Annotated in this window: 15 protein-coding genes; 8 read left to right on the top strand and 7 right to left on the bottom strand. The window is 56.8% G+C overall.

What is annotated here, in order from left to right:
* Window positions 1-213: 213 nt before the first annotated feature.
* Window positions 214-1758, bottom strand: a complete 1545-nt coding sequence (locus AC1DCP_RS24895; RefSeq protein WP_476774752.1) for an ABC transporter substrate-binding protein — start codon at window positions 1756-1758, stop codon at window positions 214-216.
* A 317-nt stretch (window positions 1759-2075) separates the two neighbouring features.
* Window positions 2076-3617 (bottom strand): ABC transporter substrate-binding protein, encoded by a 1542-nt coding sequence (locus AC1DCP_RS24890; protein ID WP_441360509.1) that lies wholly within the window; start codon window positions 3615-3617, stop codon window positions 2076-2078.
* A 169-nt stretch (window positions 3618-3786) separates the two neighbouring features.
* Between AC1DCP_RS24890 and AC1DCP_RS24885 the strand changes: the two genes are divergently transcribed.
* From AC1DCP_RS24885 to AC1DCP_RS24855, 7 genes are all read left to right on the top strand, one after another.
* Complete coding sequence (locus AC1DCP_RS24885; protein WP_441360508.1) at window positions 3787-5229, top strand: FAD-binding oxidoreductase; 1443 nt, start codon at window positions 3787-3789, stop codon at window positions 5227-5229.
* Window positions 5230-5416: 187 nt separating this feature from the next.
* Entirely contained in the window at window positions 5417-6841 is a 1425-nt protein-coding gene (locus AC1DCP_RS24880; protein WP_441360507.1) for an aldehyde dehydrogenase family protein, read from the top strand.
* A 568-nt stretch (window positions 6842-7409) separates the two neighbouring features.
* Window positions 7410-8156 carry an electron transfer flavoprotein subunit beta/FixA family protein gene (locus tag AC1DCP_RS24875; protein WP_476764366.1) on the top strand — a complete coding sequence of 249 codons (747 nt, stop codon included), beginning with the start codon at window positions 7410-7412 and terminating at the stop codon, window positions 8154-8156.
* Window positions 8157-8180: 24 nt separating this feature from the next.
* Window positions 8181-9101, top strand: a complete 921-nt coding sequence (locus tag AC1DCP_RS24870; RefSeq protein ID WP_441360505.1) for an electron transfer flavoprotein subunit alpha/FixB family protein — start codon at window positions 8181-8183, stop codon at window positions 9099-9101.
* Between the two features lie 7 nt (window positions 9102-9108).
* Window positions 9109-9807, top strand: coding sequence for a dimethylsulfonioproprionate lyase family protein (locus tag AC1DCP_RS24865; protein ID WP_441360504.1), 699 nt, complete (start codon window positions 9109-9111; stop codon window positions 9805-9807).
* 43 nt (window positions 9808-9850) lie between these two features.
* Window positions 9851-10429, top strand: a complete 579-nt coding sequence (locus tag AC1DCP_RS24860) for an adenylate kinase (RefSeq protein WP_441360503.1) — start codon at window positions 9851-9853, stop codon at window positions 10427-10429.
* On the top strand, window positions 10426-10908 hold the full coding sequence (locus AC1DCP_RS24855; protein WP_441360502.1) for a thioesterase family protein: 483 nt from the start codon (window positions 10426-10428) through the stop codon (window positions 10906-10908). The genes AC1DCP_RS24860 and AC1DCP_RS24855 overlap by 4 nt, the downstream gene beginning before the upstream one ends.
* A gap of 71 nt (window positions 10909-10979) precedes the next feature.
* Here AC1DCP_RS24855 and AC1DCP_RS24850 read toward each other — a convergent pair whose 3' ends face one another.
* The 3 genes from AC1DCP_RS24850 to AC1DCP_RS24840 all read right to left on the bottom strand — a co-directional run bounded on the left by AC1DCP_RS24850 (window position 10980) and on the right by AC1DCP_RS24840 (window position 13653).
* Window positions 10980-11768 (bottom strand): amino acid ABC transporter ATP-binding protein, encoded by a 789-nt coding sequence (locus tag AC1DCP_RS24850; protein WP_441360501.1) that lies wholly within the window; start codon window positions 11766-11768, stop codon window positions 10980-10982.
* Window positions 11765-12676 carry an amino acid ABC transporter permease gene (locus AC1DCP_RS24845; RefSeq protein WP_441360500.1) on the bottom strand — a complete coding sequence of 304 codons (912 nt, stop codon included), beginning with the start codon at window positions 12674-12676 and terminating at the stop codon, window positions 11765-11767. Before AC1DCP_RS24845 ends, AC1DCP_RS24850 begins: the two co-directional genes overlap by 4 nt.
* A gap of 89 nt (window positions 12677-12765) precedes the next feature.
* A complete protein-coding gene (locus AC1DCP_RS24840; protein ID WP_441360499.1) occupies window positions 12766-13653 on the bottom strand; it encodes a transporter substrate-binding domain-containing protein in 888 nt (295 codons plus the stop codon).
* Between the two features lie 250 nt (window positions 13654-13903).
* Here AC1DCP_RS24840 and AC1DCP_RS24835 point away from each other — a divergent pair, with 250 nt between their 5' ends.
* Window positions 13904-14035 carry a hypothetical protein gene (locus AC1DCP_RS24835; RefSeq protein WP_441360498.1) on the top strand — a complete coding sequence of 44 codons (132 nt, stop codon included), beginning with the start codon at window positions 13904-13906 and terminating at the stop codon, window positions 14033-14035.
* A gap of 111 nt (window positions 14036-14146) precedes the next feature.
* Here the strand turns inward: AC1DCP_RS24835 and AC1DCP_RS24830 are convergent, their stop codons facing one another.
* Window positions 14147-15625 (bottom strand): NAD-dependent succinate-semialdehyde dehydrogenase, encoded by a 1479-nt coding sequence (locus tag AC1DCP_RS24830; RefSeq protein ID WP_441360497.1) that lies wholly within the window; start codon window positions 15623-15625, stop codon window positions 14147-14149.
* 1 nt (window position 15626) lies between these two features.
* A complete protein-coding gene (locus AC1DCP_RS24825; protein WP_476764368.1) occupies window positions 15627-16907 on the bottom strand; it encodes a 4-aminobutyrate--2-oxoglutarate transaminase in 1281 nt (426 codons plus the stop codon).
* Window positions 16908-16915 lie beyond the last annotated feature (8 nt).

Genomic DNA, 16915 nt, shown 5'->3' with positions numbered 1-16915 from the left:
ACAGATGCAGCTCGTGATGAGCGAGGCGATGGTTGCCCGGTCTTCGCTGTGAGCACACCTCGCTGGCGAACCTCATGAAGCAGTATGGTATCTCACGGACCAAATTAAGGGTCAGCTGTGGCACGACCTTTCCGCCCGATCGAATGATATCCGAGACGCGCATGCGAACAATAGCTTGCTGCGCGTCTCGAGTTGCCGGTGTTGGGGAGGGGGTTATGCTGCAAGCCACCAACGGGCGATGCATTGGAAGGAATCGAGGTCTCCAAGGGTGGTCAGATCCTCAGGGCGGCGCACTTTGTCCGTCATCGCCCAGACGTAGTTTACAAAAGCGGGGTTCACCAGCCCGCCTTCATCGTGAATGATCTTTTGCATTTCATGATACATCCCAGCACGAGAGTTCTCGTCGACTGTTTTGCGCGCCGTGACCACAAGCTCATTAAAGCGTGGGTTACTGAAATGCGTCTCATTCCAAGGCGACTTGGGCAGGAACGCTTCGGTGAACCGCGCATCGGCGGTGATCGCCTGGTGCCAATAGGCAGCGCAGAACGGCTGTTTCATCCAAATTCGTTCGAAATATCCATCGTCGGGCTCTCGGCTGACCTTAAGGTTGATGCCGGCGGCCTTGGCTGAAGCCGCATACAGCTCGCCCGCTGCGGTTGCGCCGGGGAATCCGATCTCAGCGACATTCAACGGAATGTCGATCGTGTTTAGTCCCGACTGCTTCAGGTAGTACTTGGCCTTATCCGGATCGTACTCGCGCTGCGGGATATCAGTAGCGCTGTATTTCACATTCTTGAAGATGGGATGGTCATTGCCAACGGTTCCGTGGCCGAGCAAAACCTTATCCACGATCTCCTGCCGATTAATCGCATACTTTAGGGCAAGGCGAACATTATTGTCGTTGAAGGGAGCCACGTCCGTGAGCATGGGGAGACCATAATAGAGCCCGCTCGGCACGTCCTCCACTTTTATCCCCGGCACACGTTTCAGCATACCAGCGGTTTTGAGGTCGACCGAGTTAACCAGGTCCACGCGGCCTGAGCGCAAAGCGTTCATCCTGGCAGCGGCGTCCGCGATTATAACGATCTCGGCGGAGTCCAGGAATCCGTAGTTATCGAGGTCCCAGTAGTTTGCGTTGCGCGTAAAGCGCATGCGCTGTCCAGGCTCGAAGCTCTCAAGCGAATACGGTCCGGTACCGTCCTTGCTGGCCCGGTCGACGGTACCGCCCTTCGACGGCAAGATCACAAGGAAGTCCGTCCTGAGAAGGCTCGCAAAATCGACGTCCGGGCTCTCGAGGGTGATCACGACCCGATTCGGCCCATCGGCGGCGATCTTGGTAATGGGCTGCAGCAACGCCTTAGCCGGCGATGCCGTCTCATCTCCGCGATGGAGGTTGAGTGACGCGACCACATCGTCGGCGGTCACGGTCTTGCCACTGTGGAAAGTTGCGCCTTTGCGGATATTAAAAACCCATTGCGTCAGGTCCTTCGAGGGCTCCCAGCTCTCCGCGAGGTTGGGAACAAGCTCACCCTTGGAATCCATTCCAACGAGCGTGCTTCTCATCGTTGCCAAGGTCAAAAAGCCAGAGTCGACCGGTGTAGCCGTCGGGTCAAGGGTATCTGTTGACGTTCCGCCAGCGAGGCCTACGCGCAGATGACCGCCTCGCCTTGGTGCGGCCGACGCTTGTCCCGAAAGGGCACTCACGATGACGGCAGCGCCCGTCGCTTTCAAGATCGTTCTACGTGAAATTTCAATCATGGTCTGATCCCCTTTTTTACATGATATCCTTAGTGGTATCTTTTTGTACGGGACAGTGTATTCCAACTCGGGTGGACGTCAAGGACAATTGTCCAACTTCGTCAATCCGGTCAGCGCCGCAGAAAAGGCTCCGGCGCATGCCTCTCCCCCCGATGGACACAGTCACCGCAGAAGTGGGCTTACACCTATACCCTCTTGTCCCATCGACTAGGATCGCTCCGTGCAGAGCCCATCGCGATACACGAGCCTTCGATGCGGCGATCAATCATGCCTTGAAAAAAATCAGGCCGCGATGTTCTGCTGCCTGACTGAAACCCTTATTCGAACCACCACCGCTCGATACAACGGAAGCCATCCAGGTCGCCCTTGGTCGAAAGTTCCGGCTGATGCATAACGTTCGCTTTCGTTGCCCAGACATAGTTTGCGAACATCGGGATTACCGCGCCACTTTCCTCGTGGATCAGATGTTGCATCTCGGAATACATTTCTGAACGCTTGGCTTCGTCCAGTGTCGCCCGGGCCTGCACAAGCAGATCATTAAAACGCTTGTTATCGAAGTGCGTCTCGTTGAATGGAGAACCAGGCGCGTAGCCTTGAGTAAATTGTGCATCCGCTGAGGCAAGCTTCGTCCAGTAGTCTGCCGTGAAGGGTTTCTTCATCCAGACATTTTCGAAGTACCCGTCGTCCGGTTCACGTGTCACATCGATAGTTATCCCTGCCTGTTCGGCGGAAGCGGCATACAAAGACCCTGCCGCAACCGCACCTGGGAAAGCTGCCTCGGAGACACTGAGCGGGATTTTGAGAGATGAAAGCCCGGCCTGCTTGAGGTAAAATTTCGCCTTTTCAGGGTCAAACTCTCGTTGCGGCAGGCTCTTATCAAAATATTTTTGCGCCCGGTCGAGAGGCTGATCGTTCCCCACCGTTCCATGTCCGAGCAGAATTTTATCAACCATCTCCTGGCGATTGACGGCGTACTTTACCGCCTGACGTACGTTCTTGTCGGTGAAGGGCGCGGAATCCGACATCATGCCGAAGATATAGAAACGGCCACTTGGAACATCCTCGACCTTGATCCCCGGCACTCGCTTAAGCATATTGAGCGTTTTCAGGTCCGCGAGATTGATCACATCGACCTGTCCTGAACGCAATGCATTCATTCGCGCGGCCGCATCAGTGATGATGATCACCTCGGCGGTGTCGAAGAACCCGGATTTCTCGGCATTCCAATAGTTGGGGTTTCGTTTGAACCGAATTCGCTGGCCCGGCTCGAAGCTCTCAATAACATAAGGCCCGGTTCCATCCATCGTCTGGCGATTCGCCTTCCCGTCTTTGGCAGGCACGATGACCAGCCGCAGATCGGTCAGAACTGCGGGGAAGTCAACATTGGGCCCGTTCAACTTCACGACAATCTTGTTATTGCCGTCAGCGACGATGTCGGTCACCGGGTCAAGCAAGGATTTTGCGGGAGAGGTCGACTCGGCGCCCCTATGTAGGTTGATCGAGGCGATGATGTCCTCAAGTTCGAGCTTCTTGCCACTGTGGAAAGTGACGCCGGGGCGGATCTCGAACGTCCACTGTGTAACGTCGGCGGACGGCTCCCACTTGACAGCGAGACCTGGTGAGAGGTCGCCGTTGGGCTCGACGTTGGTCAACGTGTTTCGAGCGGTGGCCATGGTCAGATACGCCGTATCGTAGACCACGCTGGCAGGGTCGAGATTGTCCTGAGAAGATCCTCCCGCAAGGCCGATCCGAAGATTGCCGCCGCGTTTCGGAGCCGCCATTGCCGGGCGGTAAGCGACGGACGCGAGCATCGCCGCTGCCGTGCCTTGCATGAACGTTCTTCGAGTGACGTCGATCATCGGAAAGATTCCCCTTGTACTGGTCAGACAAATTTTATACCAATGCGTACATAATAGATCGCCGCGCTGATGTGTCAAGCGCCGTCAGACACTCGCCAGTTCGTTGCCGGTCTTTCGGATCGATCGACCAGCTGGCCAACGGCGCGACTTACAGACGAGGGATAGATCAATGATGGAAATCGACGACGTACTCGCCCACTTGCCTCCTGAGATCGTCGTTCGCGATCCGGATATCGTAAGCAAATATACCACTGATTTTCGACATCTTTATATTGGTCGAACTCCAGCCGTCCTTCGACCGCGGTCTGTGAGCGAAATTCAACAGATCGTCGCGGCGCTGCGCGCGCGCGCCGTTTCGGTCGTGCCCCAAGGCGGTAATACAAGCTACTGTACGTCTGCTACGCCGAGCGATGACGGAAGCGAAATTGTTGTCAGCCTGGAGCGCATGAACAAGATCCGAGAGATCGACGCCGGCAATCTATCAATGACGGTCGATGCCGGGTGCGTGCTCAGCCAACTGCAAGACGCCGCCGCAGACAAAGACCTGATGTTGCCCTTGAGCCTCGGATCCCAGCAGTCGTGCCAGATTGGTGGAAACATTTCCACGAATGCTGGCGGGATCAACGTTGTCCGATATGGAATGGCGCGGGAGCTGGTTCTCGGCCTCGAGGTGGTGCTACCCGACGGTTCGCTGATGAGCGACTTAAGCCCGCTGAGGAAAAACAACTCCGGCTATGATGTAAAACAGTTGTTCATAGGAGGCGAGGGCACCCTCGGCATCATAACGGGAGCATCGTTGAAGCTGGTGAGAAAGCCTAAGCAGGTGGTGACGGCTTTTCTCGCAATTTCCGACATTTCTGAATTGTCAGCGCTTCTCGATCAAGCTCAGCAGTTCACCGGTGATGCAGTCACCTCCTTCGAATACGTTTCGAACAGTTCGCTGGAACTGCTTCTTCAAAAGCGGCCCCATCTTCGGCGGCCCCTTGAGGAGGCGAGCGAGCACTACATACTGCTAGAGGCAGCAACATCGTCTCACCTCCTCGACCTCCCGGGTGCGGTCAACGCTCTTTTGGAGGACGCAATGAGCATCGGGTTGGTAACGGATGGCGCAATCGCGGCAAACGAAGAGCACCGAAAGCAGTTTTGGCATCTCAGGGAGAATATCCCTGAAGGAGAAGTTTTGAACGGAGGATCCGTCAAACACGACGTTTCGGTCAGGACCTCCCGCCTTGCTAGCTTCATCGAGGAGGCATCAGGGATCGTGCGCACTCATTCATCGGAGGCGATCCTTTCAGTCTATGGTCACGTCGGGGACGGAAACGTCCATTTCAACGTCGTTCCTCCTAAAGGGGCAGTAACCGGCGCTTTCAAATCTTCATTCGAGGAGATGGTCTCTCCGCTTATTTACAAGCTGGTCGCGGAGATGGGCGGGTCCTTCAGCGCCGAATACGGAATTGGCCGGATAAAACTCGACCTTCTCGATAAGTACGGTGACCCCGGCAAGCTCGCTGTTATGAAAGCGATAAAAAAAGCCCTCGATCCGGCGGGGCATATGAACCCTGGCAAAGTTGTGAGATCGGCAACGGGATCCTCGGCAAGACCGTATCCATGAGGATCGCTTTCGAGATGACCAGCCGATCACCGAAGGATTTTCCTCGCAAAAAGCGCAAGGATGTGGACAACCTACGGTCCGGGATGTAGAGATACGCCACAGTATGTTTGCGGGCGCCTCCGCATAAGCCGGTAGCTGAGATCCGCTCTCTCCAGGAGCGAGACGAAAGACAAGAAAGAGGAACATCATGGAAAACGCGAGTAAGTTCTATATCGATGGAAAATGGGTAGCGCCAATTTCCAGTGAGACCCGCGAACTCATCGACCCGTCGACCGAGAAAGTCTACGCAAAGGTGGCCATGGGGAACGCCGCTGATGTCGACGAAGCGGTGAAGGCCGCCCGTCGCGCATTCCCAATTTTCTCGAAGACATCGGTGAGCGAGCGCATTGAATTGCTGGAGAAGCTTGGCGCGATTTTCCGCCGCCGCGAGCGCGAGATTGCCGAGACGGTTACGCAGGAGATGGGAATGACCATTTCCCTTAGCACGACCGGCCTGCTCGACTGGTGCAAAGTACATACGGCCGAAACAATCGAGATTCTCCGGACATTCGAGTTTGTCGAGAACATCGGCACCACGACCGTCTACAAGGATCCCATCGGCGTTGTGGGCCTTATTACGCCGTGGAATTTTGCGATTGGTCAGGTATTCACGAAAATTCTGCCGGCGTTGGCAACAGGATGCACGATGGTGCTTAAGCCCAGTGAGCTAACTCCACTCGACGCAATCATCCTCGCCGAAATCATGGATGAGGCCGGCGTTCCGGCAGGCGTGTTCAACCTTGTCAATGGCGACGGTCCCACCGTTGGGGACGCGATCTCCCGGCACCCCGATATCGACATGGTTTCCTTTACAGGCTCCACGCGCGCTGGTGTTCAGATCAGTAAGTCCGCTGCTGATACAGTTAAACGTGTCGTTACCGAACTCGGCGGCAAGTCTGCGAACATTATTGTTGATGACGCTGATTTTCCGAGCGCGATTGAGAGCGCGATCGCAAACTGCTTCTTCATCAACGGCCAGGCATGCGATGCAGGAACTCGGCTCCTCGTTCCGCGGAGTCGCCTCGATGAGACGGTCAAACTCGCCGCCGCCGCGGCAGAAGCCAATGTCGTAGGTCCTCCGAGCGACCCGAAGACCACACTTGGTCCAGTCATGAATGCAAACCAGTTCAGGAGCATTCAGGAGCGCATCAAATCCGGCATCGAGGAGGGGGCTCGGCTGGTTACGGGCGGCCTCGGCCGGCCAGAGGGGTTTGGCGCCGGGTATTTCGTAAAGCCGACGGTATTCGCCGACGTGCAGCCAAGCATGACAATCTACAAAGAGGAAATCTTTGGACCTGTGCTCAGCATCATTGCGTATGATGACCTCGACGACGCTGTTCGGATTGCAAACGACACCGAATATGGTCTGGCGGCACACATCACAGGTAAAGACATGGAGAAGGTGCGAAAGCTCGCACGCGAGTTGAGGGCAGGATCCATTTACGTCAACTCGCCGGATGTGGACCCGAAGGCTCCCTTTGGCGGCTATCGGCAGTCTGGCAACGGGCGGGAAAACGGCAAATACGGCTTTAACGAATACCTGGAACTCAAGGCGGTTATCGGACACGGTTAGTGTGCGAGAGTAATCGAACGAAAAGCAGGCTACGCCGTGCCGGTGCAGCCTGCATTTTCCGGCACGCAGAGTGCGTGGGTGACAAGCCGCCTTCGATTACGCCTGCGTGGGATAATCGTGCGACTCGCAGCCGCCTGATGACTTCAGACGGCCGACTATCGATGCCGTCGACATATTCGCAACAGGACGGGACGGAACTCGCGCTCATAGCGTCGCCATGCATCGGAAGAATCGGAATGGTTTCTTGCGTGCGCGAAAGCTGCAACATTGTGGCGACAAGCCAACTTGCAAGCGTATTTCCTCGGTCCGGCTCCAACGACGCGCGATCCCCGAGCGGACCTGATCAAGGGCCTTGTCTTGCCTGGTCGTAGCTCGTTCATGCCTCCAGCCCCCCGCGATATCTCGAAAACCGCCGCCTCGGGTGAAACAGTAAAAAATTTGAGGTCTGTGGCATCTTCCGTATTGTACTAAGCGGAATGTCTTTGTACTAATGCGTATATATGGCCCTTCGCAGTGATGGCCGGCATTTCGCACACCTTTCATTCGGTTCGTCCAAGTGGAGACAGACATGAAGATTCTCGTCCCCGTCAAGCGGGTGGTTGATTACAACGTGAAGATCCGCGTGAAGCCGGATGGCACTGGGGTAGAACTGGCCAACGTGAAGATGTCGATGAACCCCTTCGACGAGATCTCGGTGGAAGAAGCGCTTCGCCTCAAGGAAGCCGGCAAGGCCGAGGAAGTGATCGTGGTCTCGATCGGCCCGGCCAAGGCTGAAGAAACGCTGCGCACCGCGCTCGCCATGGGCGCCGACCGCGCCATTCTCGTCGAGACCGACGACGCCGTCGAACCGCTCGCTGTCGCCAAGATCCTGAAGGGCGTCGCGGACGCCGAACGGCCGGGCCTGATCATCGTCGGCAAGCAGGCGATCGATGACGACTCGAACCAGACCGGTCAGATGCTGGCCGCTCTCCTGGGCACCGCGCAGGCCACCTTCGCCTCGAAGATCGAGATCGGCGATGGCAAGGCAACCGTGACCCGCGAAGTCGACGGCGGCCTGCAGACAATCGACGTCAAATTGCCGGCAGTCGTCACCACCGACCTGCGCCTCAACGAGCCGCGCTACGCTTCGCTGCCGAACATCATGAAGGCCAAGAAAAAGCCGCTCGACAGACAAGCGCCCGCCGATTTCGGCGTTTCCACCGCGCCGAAGCTCAAGGTGCTGAAGACCGAAGAACCCTCGGGCCGCACGGCAGGCGTAAAGGTGGCATCGGTCGCTGAGCTCGTCGAAAAGCTCAAGTCCGCTGGCGTTCTCTAAGCGTCGAGAAAGGAATAAATCATCATGGCAATTCTTCTTCTGGCTGATCACGACAACGCCACGCTTTCCGACCAGACCGCCAAGACGCTGACGGCCGCCGCCAAGATCGGTGGCGATATTCATATCCTCGTCGCCGGCAGGGGCGCCGGGACTGCTGCCGACGCGGCCGCTCAGCTTGCGGGCGTGTCGAAAGTATTGCTCGCCGAAACGGACAATCTTGCGGAGCCGCTGGCCGGCCTTATTGTCTCACTAGCGGGCGGCTACGACACGATCATCGCGGCTGCGACCTCGACCGGCAAGAACGTCCTGCCGCGCGTCGCAGCCCTGCTCGATGTCGCGCAGATCTCCGAGATCATCGAAGTCGTCTCGGCCGACACCTTCAAGCGCCCGATCTATGCCGGCAACGCCATCCAGACGGTCCAGTCGCTCGACGGTAAAAAGGTGATCACCGTGCGAACGGCTGCCTTTTCCCCGGCCTCCCCAGGCCCATCCGTTGTCGTCGAGGCTCTTCCGACGGCATCTTTGCCTTCAGACCTCTCCAAGGAGGTTTCCATTTCCATCACGCCGTCGGATCGCCCCGACCTCACGTCTGCTAAAGTCGTGATCGCTGGCGGACGTGCGCTGGGGTCTTCAGAGAAGTTCAAGGAAGTTATTCTCCCTGTTGCGGATAAGCTGAATGCCGCTGTGGGCGCCTCACGCGCCGCCGTCGACGCAGGCTACGCGCCGAATGACTGGCAAGTCGGTCAGACCGGCAAGGTTGTCGCCCCACAACTTTATATCGCCGTGGGTATTTCGGGCGCGATTCAGCACCTGGCGGGCATGAAGGATTCGAAAGTCATCGTCGCCATCAACAAAGACGAGGAAGCTCCAATCTTCCAGGTAGCTGACTACGGACTTGTTGGGGATCTCTTCGAAATTCTGCCGGAACTGCACAAGGCACTCTGAGATCGATATGGCGACGTTGGCTGGAAAGAGCGCAGCTCTAAAATGGCAAGAAGATCTGCTTCTCGCCGGTTCAAGTCTAATGGAGACCCGGCCGTCTCGAACGCGACGAGTGGGTCGGCCCGTCGAGCTATCGGAAATCCAGCAGTTGCTTGGCGATATTCTCCTTGCATACAACGTTCCGCTCATGGCGAAGTTCAACGCCGGAAAGATCATGACTCTGCTGGACCGTGCTGGGATCGTGATTTCTGATACCGCACCCGCGTCCCCGCAGCCACTTCTAGATTCAGGGCGGGAGATCCTACGTAAGCTTTGTCAAGACGGGGGGCAATATGGGGCACTGGCCCGCGGTCTTCTAAGACTTATGGATCGCATCGAGTGGACCCGAGGTGGCGGTGGACCGTTCGCAAGCCTAGACTTTGGACGGAGCCATTTACACGCGCTTCTTGTTGAACCGGAAGCGACAGAACATCGAACTGACCTGCGGGTCGGCCTCACGTTGATGGCACCCTACACACGGTTTCCCGATCATAGGCAATATCATTCAAAAGTGTTTCTCCCCCTGACGATGGGCGAGTTCCGCTTTGGCGACGAACACTGGCTGGGAGCTGGACAAGGCGACATCCTCTTCAACGGCGCTGGCCGACTCTGCGCAATACGATGCACGGGTCGCCCGCTTTTCATCCTCTGGTGCCATCTCCAGGCATGACGCGGTCGTGTTCGAGGGAGGTCGATTCACACAGGAGAGACAGATGCGATTGATACTGCTTGGGCCACCAGGGGCCGGGAAAGGCACCCAGGGCCAGCGCTTGATGGAGCGGTTTGATATTCCCCAGCTTTCGACCGGCGACATGCTTCGCGCGGCGGTGAGAGCGTCAACTCCCATGGGCCTCGAAGCGAAAGCGGTTATCGATTCCGGCGGGCTCGTGGGCGATGACATAGTTGTCGGGTGCGTTAGGGAGAGGTTGGCTGAGACGGATGCGTTAAACGGGTTCATTCTCGATGGTTTCCCGCGAACCTTGCCGCAGGCGCGAGCGTTGGACGATATCCTAAGTGCGGGCCACCAACATCTCAACGCTGTCATCGAGCTTGTCGTTGACGAGGCGCAGTTGATAAAGCGGGTCGAAAAGCGCGCCCGGGACGCTATCGCGAACGGAATGGAGCCTAGATCCGATGACAACCCGGAAACCATGCGAAAGCGTCTAGCGTCGTACCGCGAAAGTACAACCGTGCTTTCTAACTTCTACTACAACCAGGGGCGGCTCATATCCGTGGATGGAATGCGCGAAGTCGATGTCGTGACTGCGGAAATCCTGGAGGCACTAGCATGAACGAAGAAGTGGGCGGACCTCTTCGCCTATGGCGAGGACAGGTGCTGGCGGATTGGCTCGATTACAATGGTCACATGACGGAGCATAGGTATCTGCAGGTCTTCGGGGAAAGTTCAGACGCGCTTTATGGCGAGCTCGGCGTCGACTTTGGTAATGCTACAAATGGTGCATACTTTACGCTTGAAACGCATATACGCCATCGCGCCGAGGCGAAACTGCACACTCCACTCTGGAGTGAAACCGAAATTCTCGGTTACGACGAAAAACGCCTACACTTGCTCCACAGGCTCTTCGACGAAGGGAACAATTTGCTTGCCACGGGAGAGCACCTTTCCATCCATGTAAAGAACGCTGCGGTCACAGCGGCTCCCGATTTAATGCAGAAACGGATCGCTATGATATTCGATGAACACCGTCAGCTGTCGAAGCCGGAGGGTGTGGGCAGCGTGCTCAAGAAACCGCTTGCCTACAGCCGTTGATCCCGACGGGTTTAAGTTTTGATGCCAGGCCGATAGTCTGAGTTGCTCGTCGTGCGCGGGCAATACCAAGCTCATCGTCGGACCTTACCGAAGAATGCCTGCGCCCGTTCGGTCTGCGGTCGCGTGAAGATTTCGTCGGGCGCGCCTTGCTCGACGATCAACCCGGCGTCCATGAAGGTGACGGTATCTGCGACTTCACGTGCAAACCCCATCTCGTGCGTGACGACCACCATAGTGGTACCGTCCCTCGCGAGTTCTTTCATCACGCCCAACACCTCACCGACAAGTTCGGGATCGAGTGCACTCGTGGGTTCATCAAACAGCATCACCTTAGGCCGCATTGCTAAGGCGCGAGCAATAGCAACTCTTTGCTGTTGGCCGCCCGAAAGCATACGTGGGTAGGCATCTTTTTTATGTTCGAGGCCAACCTTCCTCAGCAGTATGCGAGCGTAATCGACCGCCTCTTCACGGGCGATCTTCTTCACGCCAATCGGTGCTTCAATGATGTTCTGGAGAACGGTCATATGCGGGAAGAGATTGAAGCCTTGAAAGACCATGCCAATGTCTGACCGGGCCTTTGCAATGTCTTTTTGACCGAGTTCGTAGAGCTTTCCATTTTGCTGGCGATAACCGACCAATTCCCCGGCTACGGCGAGGCTGCCCCCGTCGAGGGGTTCCAGATGGTTCATGCATCGCAGGAAGGTGCTCTTCCCAGATCCTGACGGGCCGAGGATGCAAGCGACTTTGCCATATTCAACGTCGAAGTTGATCCCCTTAAGGACTTCGAGGTTCCCGTAACGTTTTCTTACATTTCGTGCCGAGACGGCAGAACCGCCGAAACATTTTTCACTAGCCGTCATTTCACTGGGCTCCCGGTTTCCTCGATCCTCGGCGCTGTGGCAGCAGTTGCGTCACTTCGACCGAAGTGGCGCTCGAGAAAGAATTGGCCAGTTGATAGGACCGTTGTAATCAGAAGGTACCAAATCGAAGCCACAATGAGCAGCGGAATGGTTTGGAACGTGGTCGAGTAAATCAGCTGTGCGGAATAGAGGAGCTCCTGTATCGCGATCACGCTGACGACGGATGTCGTCTTCAGCATTCCGATCAGCTGGTTTCCAGTGGGCGGTATGATAATCCGCATTGCTTGTGGCAGAACAATCCTGACCAAAATTCTTCGACTGCTCATGCCAAGCGCCTCGGCTGCCTCGCGCTGCCCTGGAGGGATTGCGTTGAGGCCAGATCGGACAATCTCTGACATATAGGCGGCCTCATTGAGGCCCAGACCCAAGACCGCCGCCACGTACACGGTGATGAATGTGTTGGCATCCAGGCTCAGAAATGTCGGGCCGAACGGCACCCCAACTTCGATCTGTGGGTACAGCGCTGCGATATTGTACCAAAAGATCAACTGCACCAGGAGAGGTGTGCCGCGAAATATCCACGCATATCCTGTCGCGAACTTGTTCAGCACAGGATTTTTGGATGATCGCATGACCGCGATGACAGTTCCAAGGACCACACCGATAAGCATGGCTGCCACCGTCAGCCAGAGCGTCGTGTACAGCCCCTCGATGATGGACCGATCGAACAAGTATTCTCCAACGACAGCCCACTGGAATCGAGGATTTGTGAATGCAGAGCGGACCAGCGCTGCAAATATGATCGCAATCATCGCTCCTGCCGCCCAGCGTCCGTAATGACGCATACGAACAACCGGCAGATCAACATGTTCGGAAGTTTTTGAGCTCGAATAGACGGTGGAGGACATTTGGCGCATTCCGATTCTGGCAAGGCGACATGGGTCCGAACTCCGGACCTAGGGAGCTGCCTATCCGATAAGGCAGCTCCAGAGTGTGGCTATTCCTCTTTATAGACTGGCGGGTTAGAGCCCTGGGCATAGATTGTCGCTTCGGTAATAGCCCCGTATCCCGTGTCATTCTTTTCGAGGATTTTTGTGTAGTCGCCTGTTTTGATAAGGTGGTCGAGGGCCGCTTTGCTCGCCTCTAGCATCTGCTTCGAGTTATCGTTGCGCGCAACGGCAATAGCGCAGACGCCACCACCAAGTCTGCCGCTTCTGTCGATCCCCGGATTGGCCTTCATCATGTCGCTGGCCACGCCGATATCAGCCCTCACGGCGTCAACTCGTCCACTGACGAGCGCCAGTACCGCCGCGCTGCTTGTCGGAAACGCCTCGACCTTAATCGGGGCCGCCGCACATGACGACTTCGCCTTCTCCAACGCAGCCAAATCCACCGACCCGGTCATAGCGGCAACACTCTTACCGCAGACGTCGGGGACCTTCTCCGGAGTGAACTTCGAATCTTTGCGAACAAGGAAGGTTGCATAAGTCTGCCAGCTGGTGATGAAGTCGGCGGCCTTCATACGTTCGCTGGTGATGTAGAATTCGCCAAAGGATATGTCGAATTTGTTCGCCTGGAGACCGGTCAGTGCCGAGGCGAACGGAATGAGGGTTACTTGCGGCTTGAGCCCAAGTGTCGCGGCCATGGCATTCGCGAGATCGACATCCATGCCCTTGAGTTCAGAGCCGACCTTATAAGCGAATGGCTTGCCTTGATCCGGCATGGCGATGCGCAGGACACCTGCTTCCTTAACCAACGGCGGCAGCTTCGCCGCAATTTCGGGAACCGCAGGCAGGTCTTCAGCGCCGGCGTTAACCACGCCGGCAGCCAGTGCCGGAAGGATTATGGCGAGGGCTTTGAAGCTTCGAGCAAATGGAACTTCCATGTCATTCCTCCTGGTTGGCGCAACCGTCCATCCGTGTTCCCTTAGTCTAGTTCAGGTACGGGCGCGATTTGGAATGTACGCATAAGTCTAAGAGCTAGTCTAGCTAGTTTGTTATACGGCCCGCGCGGAATCTCGGCGCTATCGAGGCTTCGAAAATTGTCCGTGGTCGGACGGCAATTTCCGGTTGAAAAATAGGTTCGAGCCAAGTGACGGCGCGGCTTAGTAGAAGCCGCGGCACAAGAAGTCAAAGATGAAAATGAACAGATCGAGCCTGCCCGATGAGCGATTTCTGGACGTCATTTCGACCGGTCTGGCACGCTATCGCTACACGGTTCTCGATCAATATGAGCCGGTTGCTCGACCCACGCGGATTAACGGGTAGGGCCCATGTATCGCAGCAGCTCTTGAAGCAACCGCGCCGGTCAGGGATATGGAACCAGGAGGCAGGCAGGGGGGACACGGGGAGGCCGTCTCGCTCGGCCTCCCGCCATCCTCAGATGCTCAAGCAGAGGTATTTGATTTCTGTATAGTCATCCAATCCGTATTTTGAGCCTTCGCGGCCTTGTCCGGATTGCTTGATGCCGCCGAATGGCGCGACCTCAGTCGAGATTAACCCCGTGTTGATGCCGACCATGCCGTATTCCAGTTCTTCGGCAACACGGAAAATCTTCGAGATGTCCTTCGAGTAAAAGTACGAGGCCAAGCCGAACTCGGTATTGTTCGCCAATTCGACGACCTCTTCTTCGGTATCAAACTTGAAGAGCGGCGCGACCGGTCCGAAAGTCTCCTCTCGTGCAACCTTCATGTCCGCCGTGACACCGGTCAGAACCGTCGGTTCGAAGAACAGCCCGCCTCTATCGTGAGGCTTACCGCCCACTGCAACTTTCGCGCCTTTGGACAACGCGTCTTCGATGTGCTCCTCAACCTTCGCAAGCGCCTTCTTGTCGATCAGCGGCCCCGCGTTGACACCCTGTTCGAAGCCGTCTCCGACCTTCATGGCGGAAACCCGCTCAGCCAATTTCTTCGCGAAAGCATCGTAGACGCCGGACTGCACGTATAGCCGGTTTGCGCATACGCATGTTTGCCCATTGTTGCGGTATTTCGACACCATCGCGCCTTCAACGGCGGCGTCTAGATCTGCGTCATCAAAGACGATGAATGGAGCATTGCCGCCCAACTCCAGCCCAAGCTTCAGGATCTGCTCCGCTCCCTGGCGGGCGAGGATACGGCCCACCTCGGTTGAGCCCGTAAAGGTCAGTTTGCGAACCTTAGGGTTTTCGGTGAACTCCAATCCCATCGCCGAGGAGTTCTTGGAGGGGATAACGTTGAAAATGCCCGCTGGAACGCCGGCACGATCTGCAAGCAGCCCGAGTGCCAGAGCGGACAGTGGTGTCTCGCGGGCAGGTTTCGATATCATCGCACAACCGGCAGCGATTGCTGGAGCCATCTTTCTAGAGAGCATGGCATTTGGGAAGTTCCAAGGCGTAATCGCTGCCACGACGCCCACGGGCTGCTTGATGACCATGATGCGCTTGTCAGGTAGATGGCCTGGGATGACGTCGCCATAGAGGCGTTTAGCCTCCTCGCCGAACCATTCAACGTAAGAGGCTCCATAAAGGATCTCTCCACGGGCCTCGGCAAACGGCTTTCCCATCTCCAGCGTCAGAATAGTCCCGAGGTCGTCGGCATTTCCAACCATGAGATCGAAGAGCTTTCTAAGGATCGCCGCGCGCTCCTTTCCGGTTCTCTTGGCCCAGGATTTTTGTGCTTTGTAGGCGGCATCGATCGCCCGCTTGGCTTCTCCCCGGTCCATATCGGGAAGGGTCGCGAGGACTTCCCCGGTTGAAGGATTGGTCACGTCGAATGTCTTGCCGCTATCGGCGGCACCGACCCATTCGCCCGCGATCAGGGCCTTGTCCACCGCAAGGGATGGATCCTTCAGTTTCGACGTCAGACTGTTCGAGATCGTCATATCAGCCCTCCTGCACGGCTTCGCGAATGCTTTCTTCGAGGATGTCGAGCGATTCCGCGAAGACGTCATCCGGAATTGTGATTGGCGCTAGAAAACGAATGACATTGCCGTAGACGCCGCACGTGAGGAGAATCAGCCCGTTGTCCAGAGCCTTCTGCCTGACCTTGTTCGTAAAGTCGGGATTGGGCGTCTTTGAACCAGGCAGATTGAACTCGACTGCGTTCATAAACCCAAGGCCGCGAACGTCCGCAATCTGCGGGACTGACTCCCTGAGAGACTGCAGTCGCTGTTTGAGCCGGTTGCCCAGAAGCGCAGCCCGCTCATTGAGACCCTCTTCCTCAATCACGTCCAGGACGGCGTTTCCGGCTGCGACGCCAATCGGATTTCCGCCATAGGTTCCGCCAAGACCGCCGGGCCCGGGAGCGTCCATGATTTCCGCACGCCCGGTGACGGCCGCGATCGGAAAACCCCCGCCGAGGCCCTTTGCCATCGTCGTAATATCTGCTGCGACGCCGTAGTGCTCCATCGCAAAATGCTTACCCGTCCGCGAGAAGCCGGTTTGTACCTCGTCGGCAATCAGCAGGATGCCATGCTTGTCCGCAAGTTCACGAAGCTTAAGCATGAACGCCCGCGGGACCTCGTAGAAGCCGCCTTCACCCTGGACGGGCTCGACGATGAACGCCGCAACGCGAGCCGGGTCAACGTCAGCTTTGAACAGCTTGTCGAGGACGGACAGCGAGTCCTCAACGGACGTGCCGTGCAGTTCGACAGGGAAGGGAACGTGAAACACGTCCGGCATCATTGCGCCGAACCCTGTCTTGTAAGGCACGACCTTTCCAGTCAGTGCCATACCCATGAATGTCCGGCCATGGAAGCCGCCTGTGAATGCAATGATTGCGGAGCGATTGGTCGCGGCCCGCGCGATCTTCACTGCGTTCTCAACGGCCTCAGCGCCGGTGGTGACGAAGATCGTTTTCTTTTTGAAGTCGCCTGGAACGAGATCATTGAGACGTTCCGCTAGCCGCACGTAGTTTTCGTATGGGACGACCTGATGGCAGGTGTGCGTAAAACGGTCGAGCTGGGCTTTCACAGCTTCGATAACCTTGGGATGACGGTGGCCGGTGTTGACCACCGCAATGCCGGCGGCGAAATCGATATAGCGCCGGCCCTCGACATCCCAAATTTCCGCGTTCTCTGCGCGTTCGGCATAAACCTGCGTTGTGACGCCCACGCCCTTGGATACGGCGTCGTTGCGGCGTGAGGCGATTTCTGAATTCAGCATTGGTAAAC

The organism is Agrobacterium sp. 10T429 (assembly GCF_056393925.1).
The sequence above is the reverse complement of the archived record's forward strand: the minus strand, read 5'-3'. Positions and strand labels throughout refer to the sequence as shown.

Bases quoted from the DNA above. Each gene is read 5' to 3' on its own strand.
- AC1DCP_RS24895 (WP_476774752.1), bottom strand. From the start codon at position 1,758: ATGATTGAAATTTCACGTAGAACGATCTTGAAAGCGACGGGCGCTGCC.
- AC1DCP_RS24890 (WP_441360509.1), bottom strand. From the start codon at position 3,617: ATGATCGACGTCACTCGAAGAACGTTCATGCAAGGCACGGCAGCGGCG.
- AC1DCP_RS24885 (WP_441360508.1), top strand. From the start codon at position 3,787: ATGATGGAAATCGACGACGTACTCGCCCACTTGCCTCCTGAGATCGTC.
- AC1DCP_RS24880 (WP_441360507.1), top strand. From the start codon at position 5,417: ATGGAAAACGCGAGTAAGTTCTATATCGATGGAAAATGGGTAGCGCCA.
- AC1DCP_RS24875 (WP_476764366.1), top strand. From the start codon at position 7,410: ATGAAGATTCTCGTCCCCGTCAAGCGGGTGGTTGATTACAACGTGAAG.
- AC1DCP_RS24870 (WP_441360505.1), top strand. From the start codon at position 8,181: ATGGCAATTCTTCTTCTGGCTGATCACGACAACGCCACGCTTTCCGAC.
- AC1DCP_RS24865 (WP_441360504.1), top strand. From the start codon at position 9,109: ATGGCGACGTTGGCTGGAAAGAGCGCAGCTCTAAAATGGCAAGAAGAT.
- AC1DCP_RS24860 (WP_441360503.1), top strand. From the start codon at position 9,851: ATGCGATTGATACTGCTTGGGCCACCAGGGGCCGGGAAAGGCACCCAG.
- AC1DCP_RS24855 (WP_441360502.1), top strand. From the start codon at position 10,426: ATGAACGAAGAAGTGGGCGGACCTCTTCGCCTATGGCGAGGACAGGTG.
- AC1DCP_RS24850 (WP_441360501.1), bottom strand. From the start codon at position 11,768: ATGACGGCTAGTGAAAAATGTTTCGGCGGTTCTGCCGTCTCGGCACGA.
- AC1DCP_RS24845 (WP_441360500.1), bottom strand. From the start codon at position 12,676: ATGTCCTCCACCGTCTATTCGAGCTCAAAAACTTCCGAACATGTTGAT.
- AC1DCP_RS24840 (WP_441360499.1), bottom strand. From the start codon at position 13,653: ATGGAAGTTCCATTTGCTCGAAGCTTCAAAGCCCTCGCCATAATCCTT.
- AC1DCP_RS24835 (WP_441360498.1), top strand. From the start codon at position 13,904: ATGAAAATGAACAGATCGAGCCTGCCCGATGAGCGATTTCTGGACGTC.
- AC1DCP_RS24830 (WP_441360497.1), bottom strand. From the start codon at position 15,625: ATGACGATCTCGAACAGTCTGACGTCGAAACTGAAGGATCCATCCCTT.
- AC1DCP_RS24825 (WP_476764368.1), bottom strand. From the start codon at position 16,907: ATGCTGAATTCAGAAATCGCCTCACGCCGCAACGACGCCGTATCCAAG.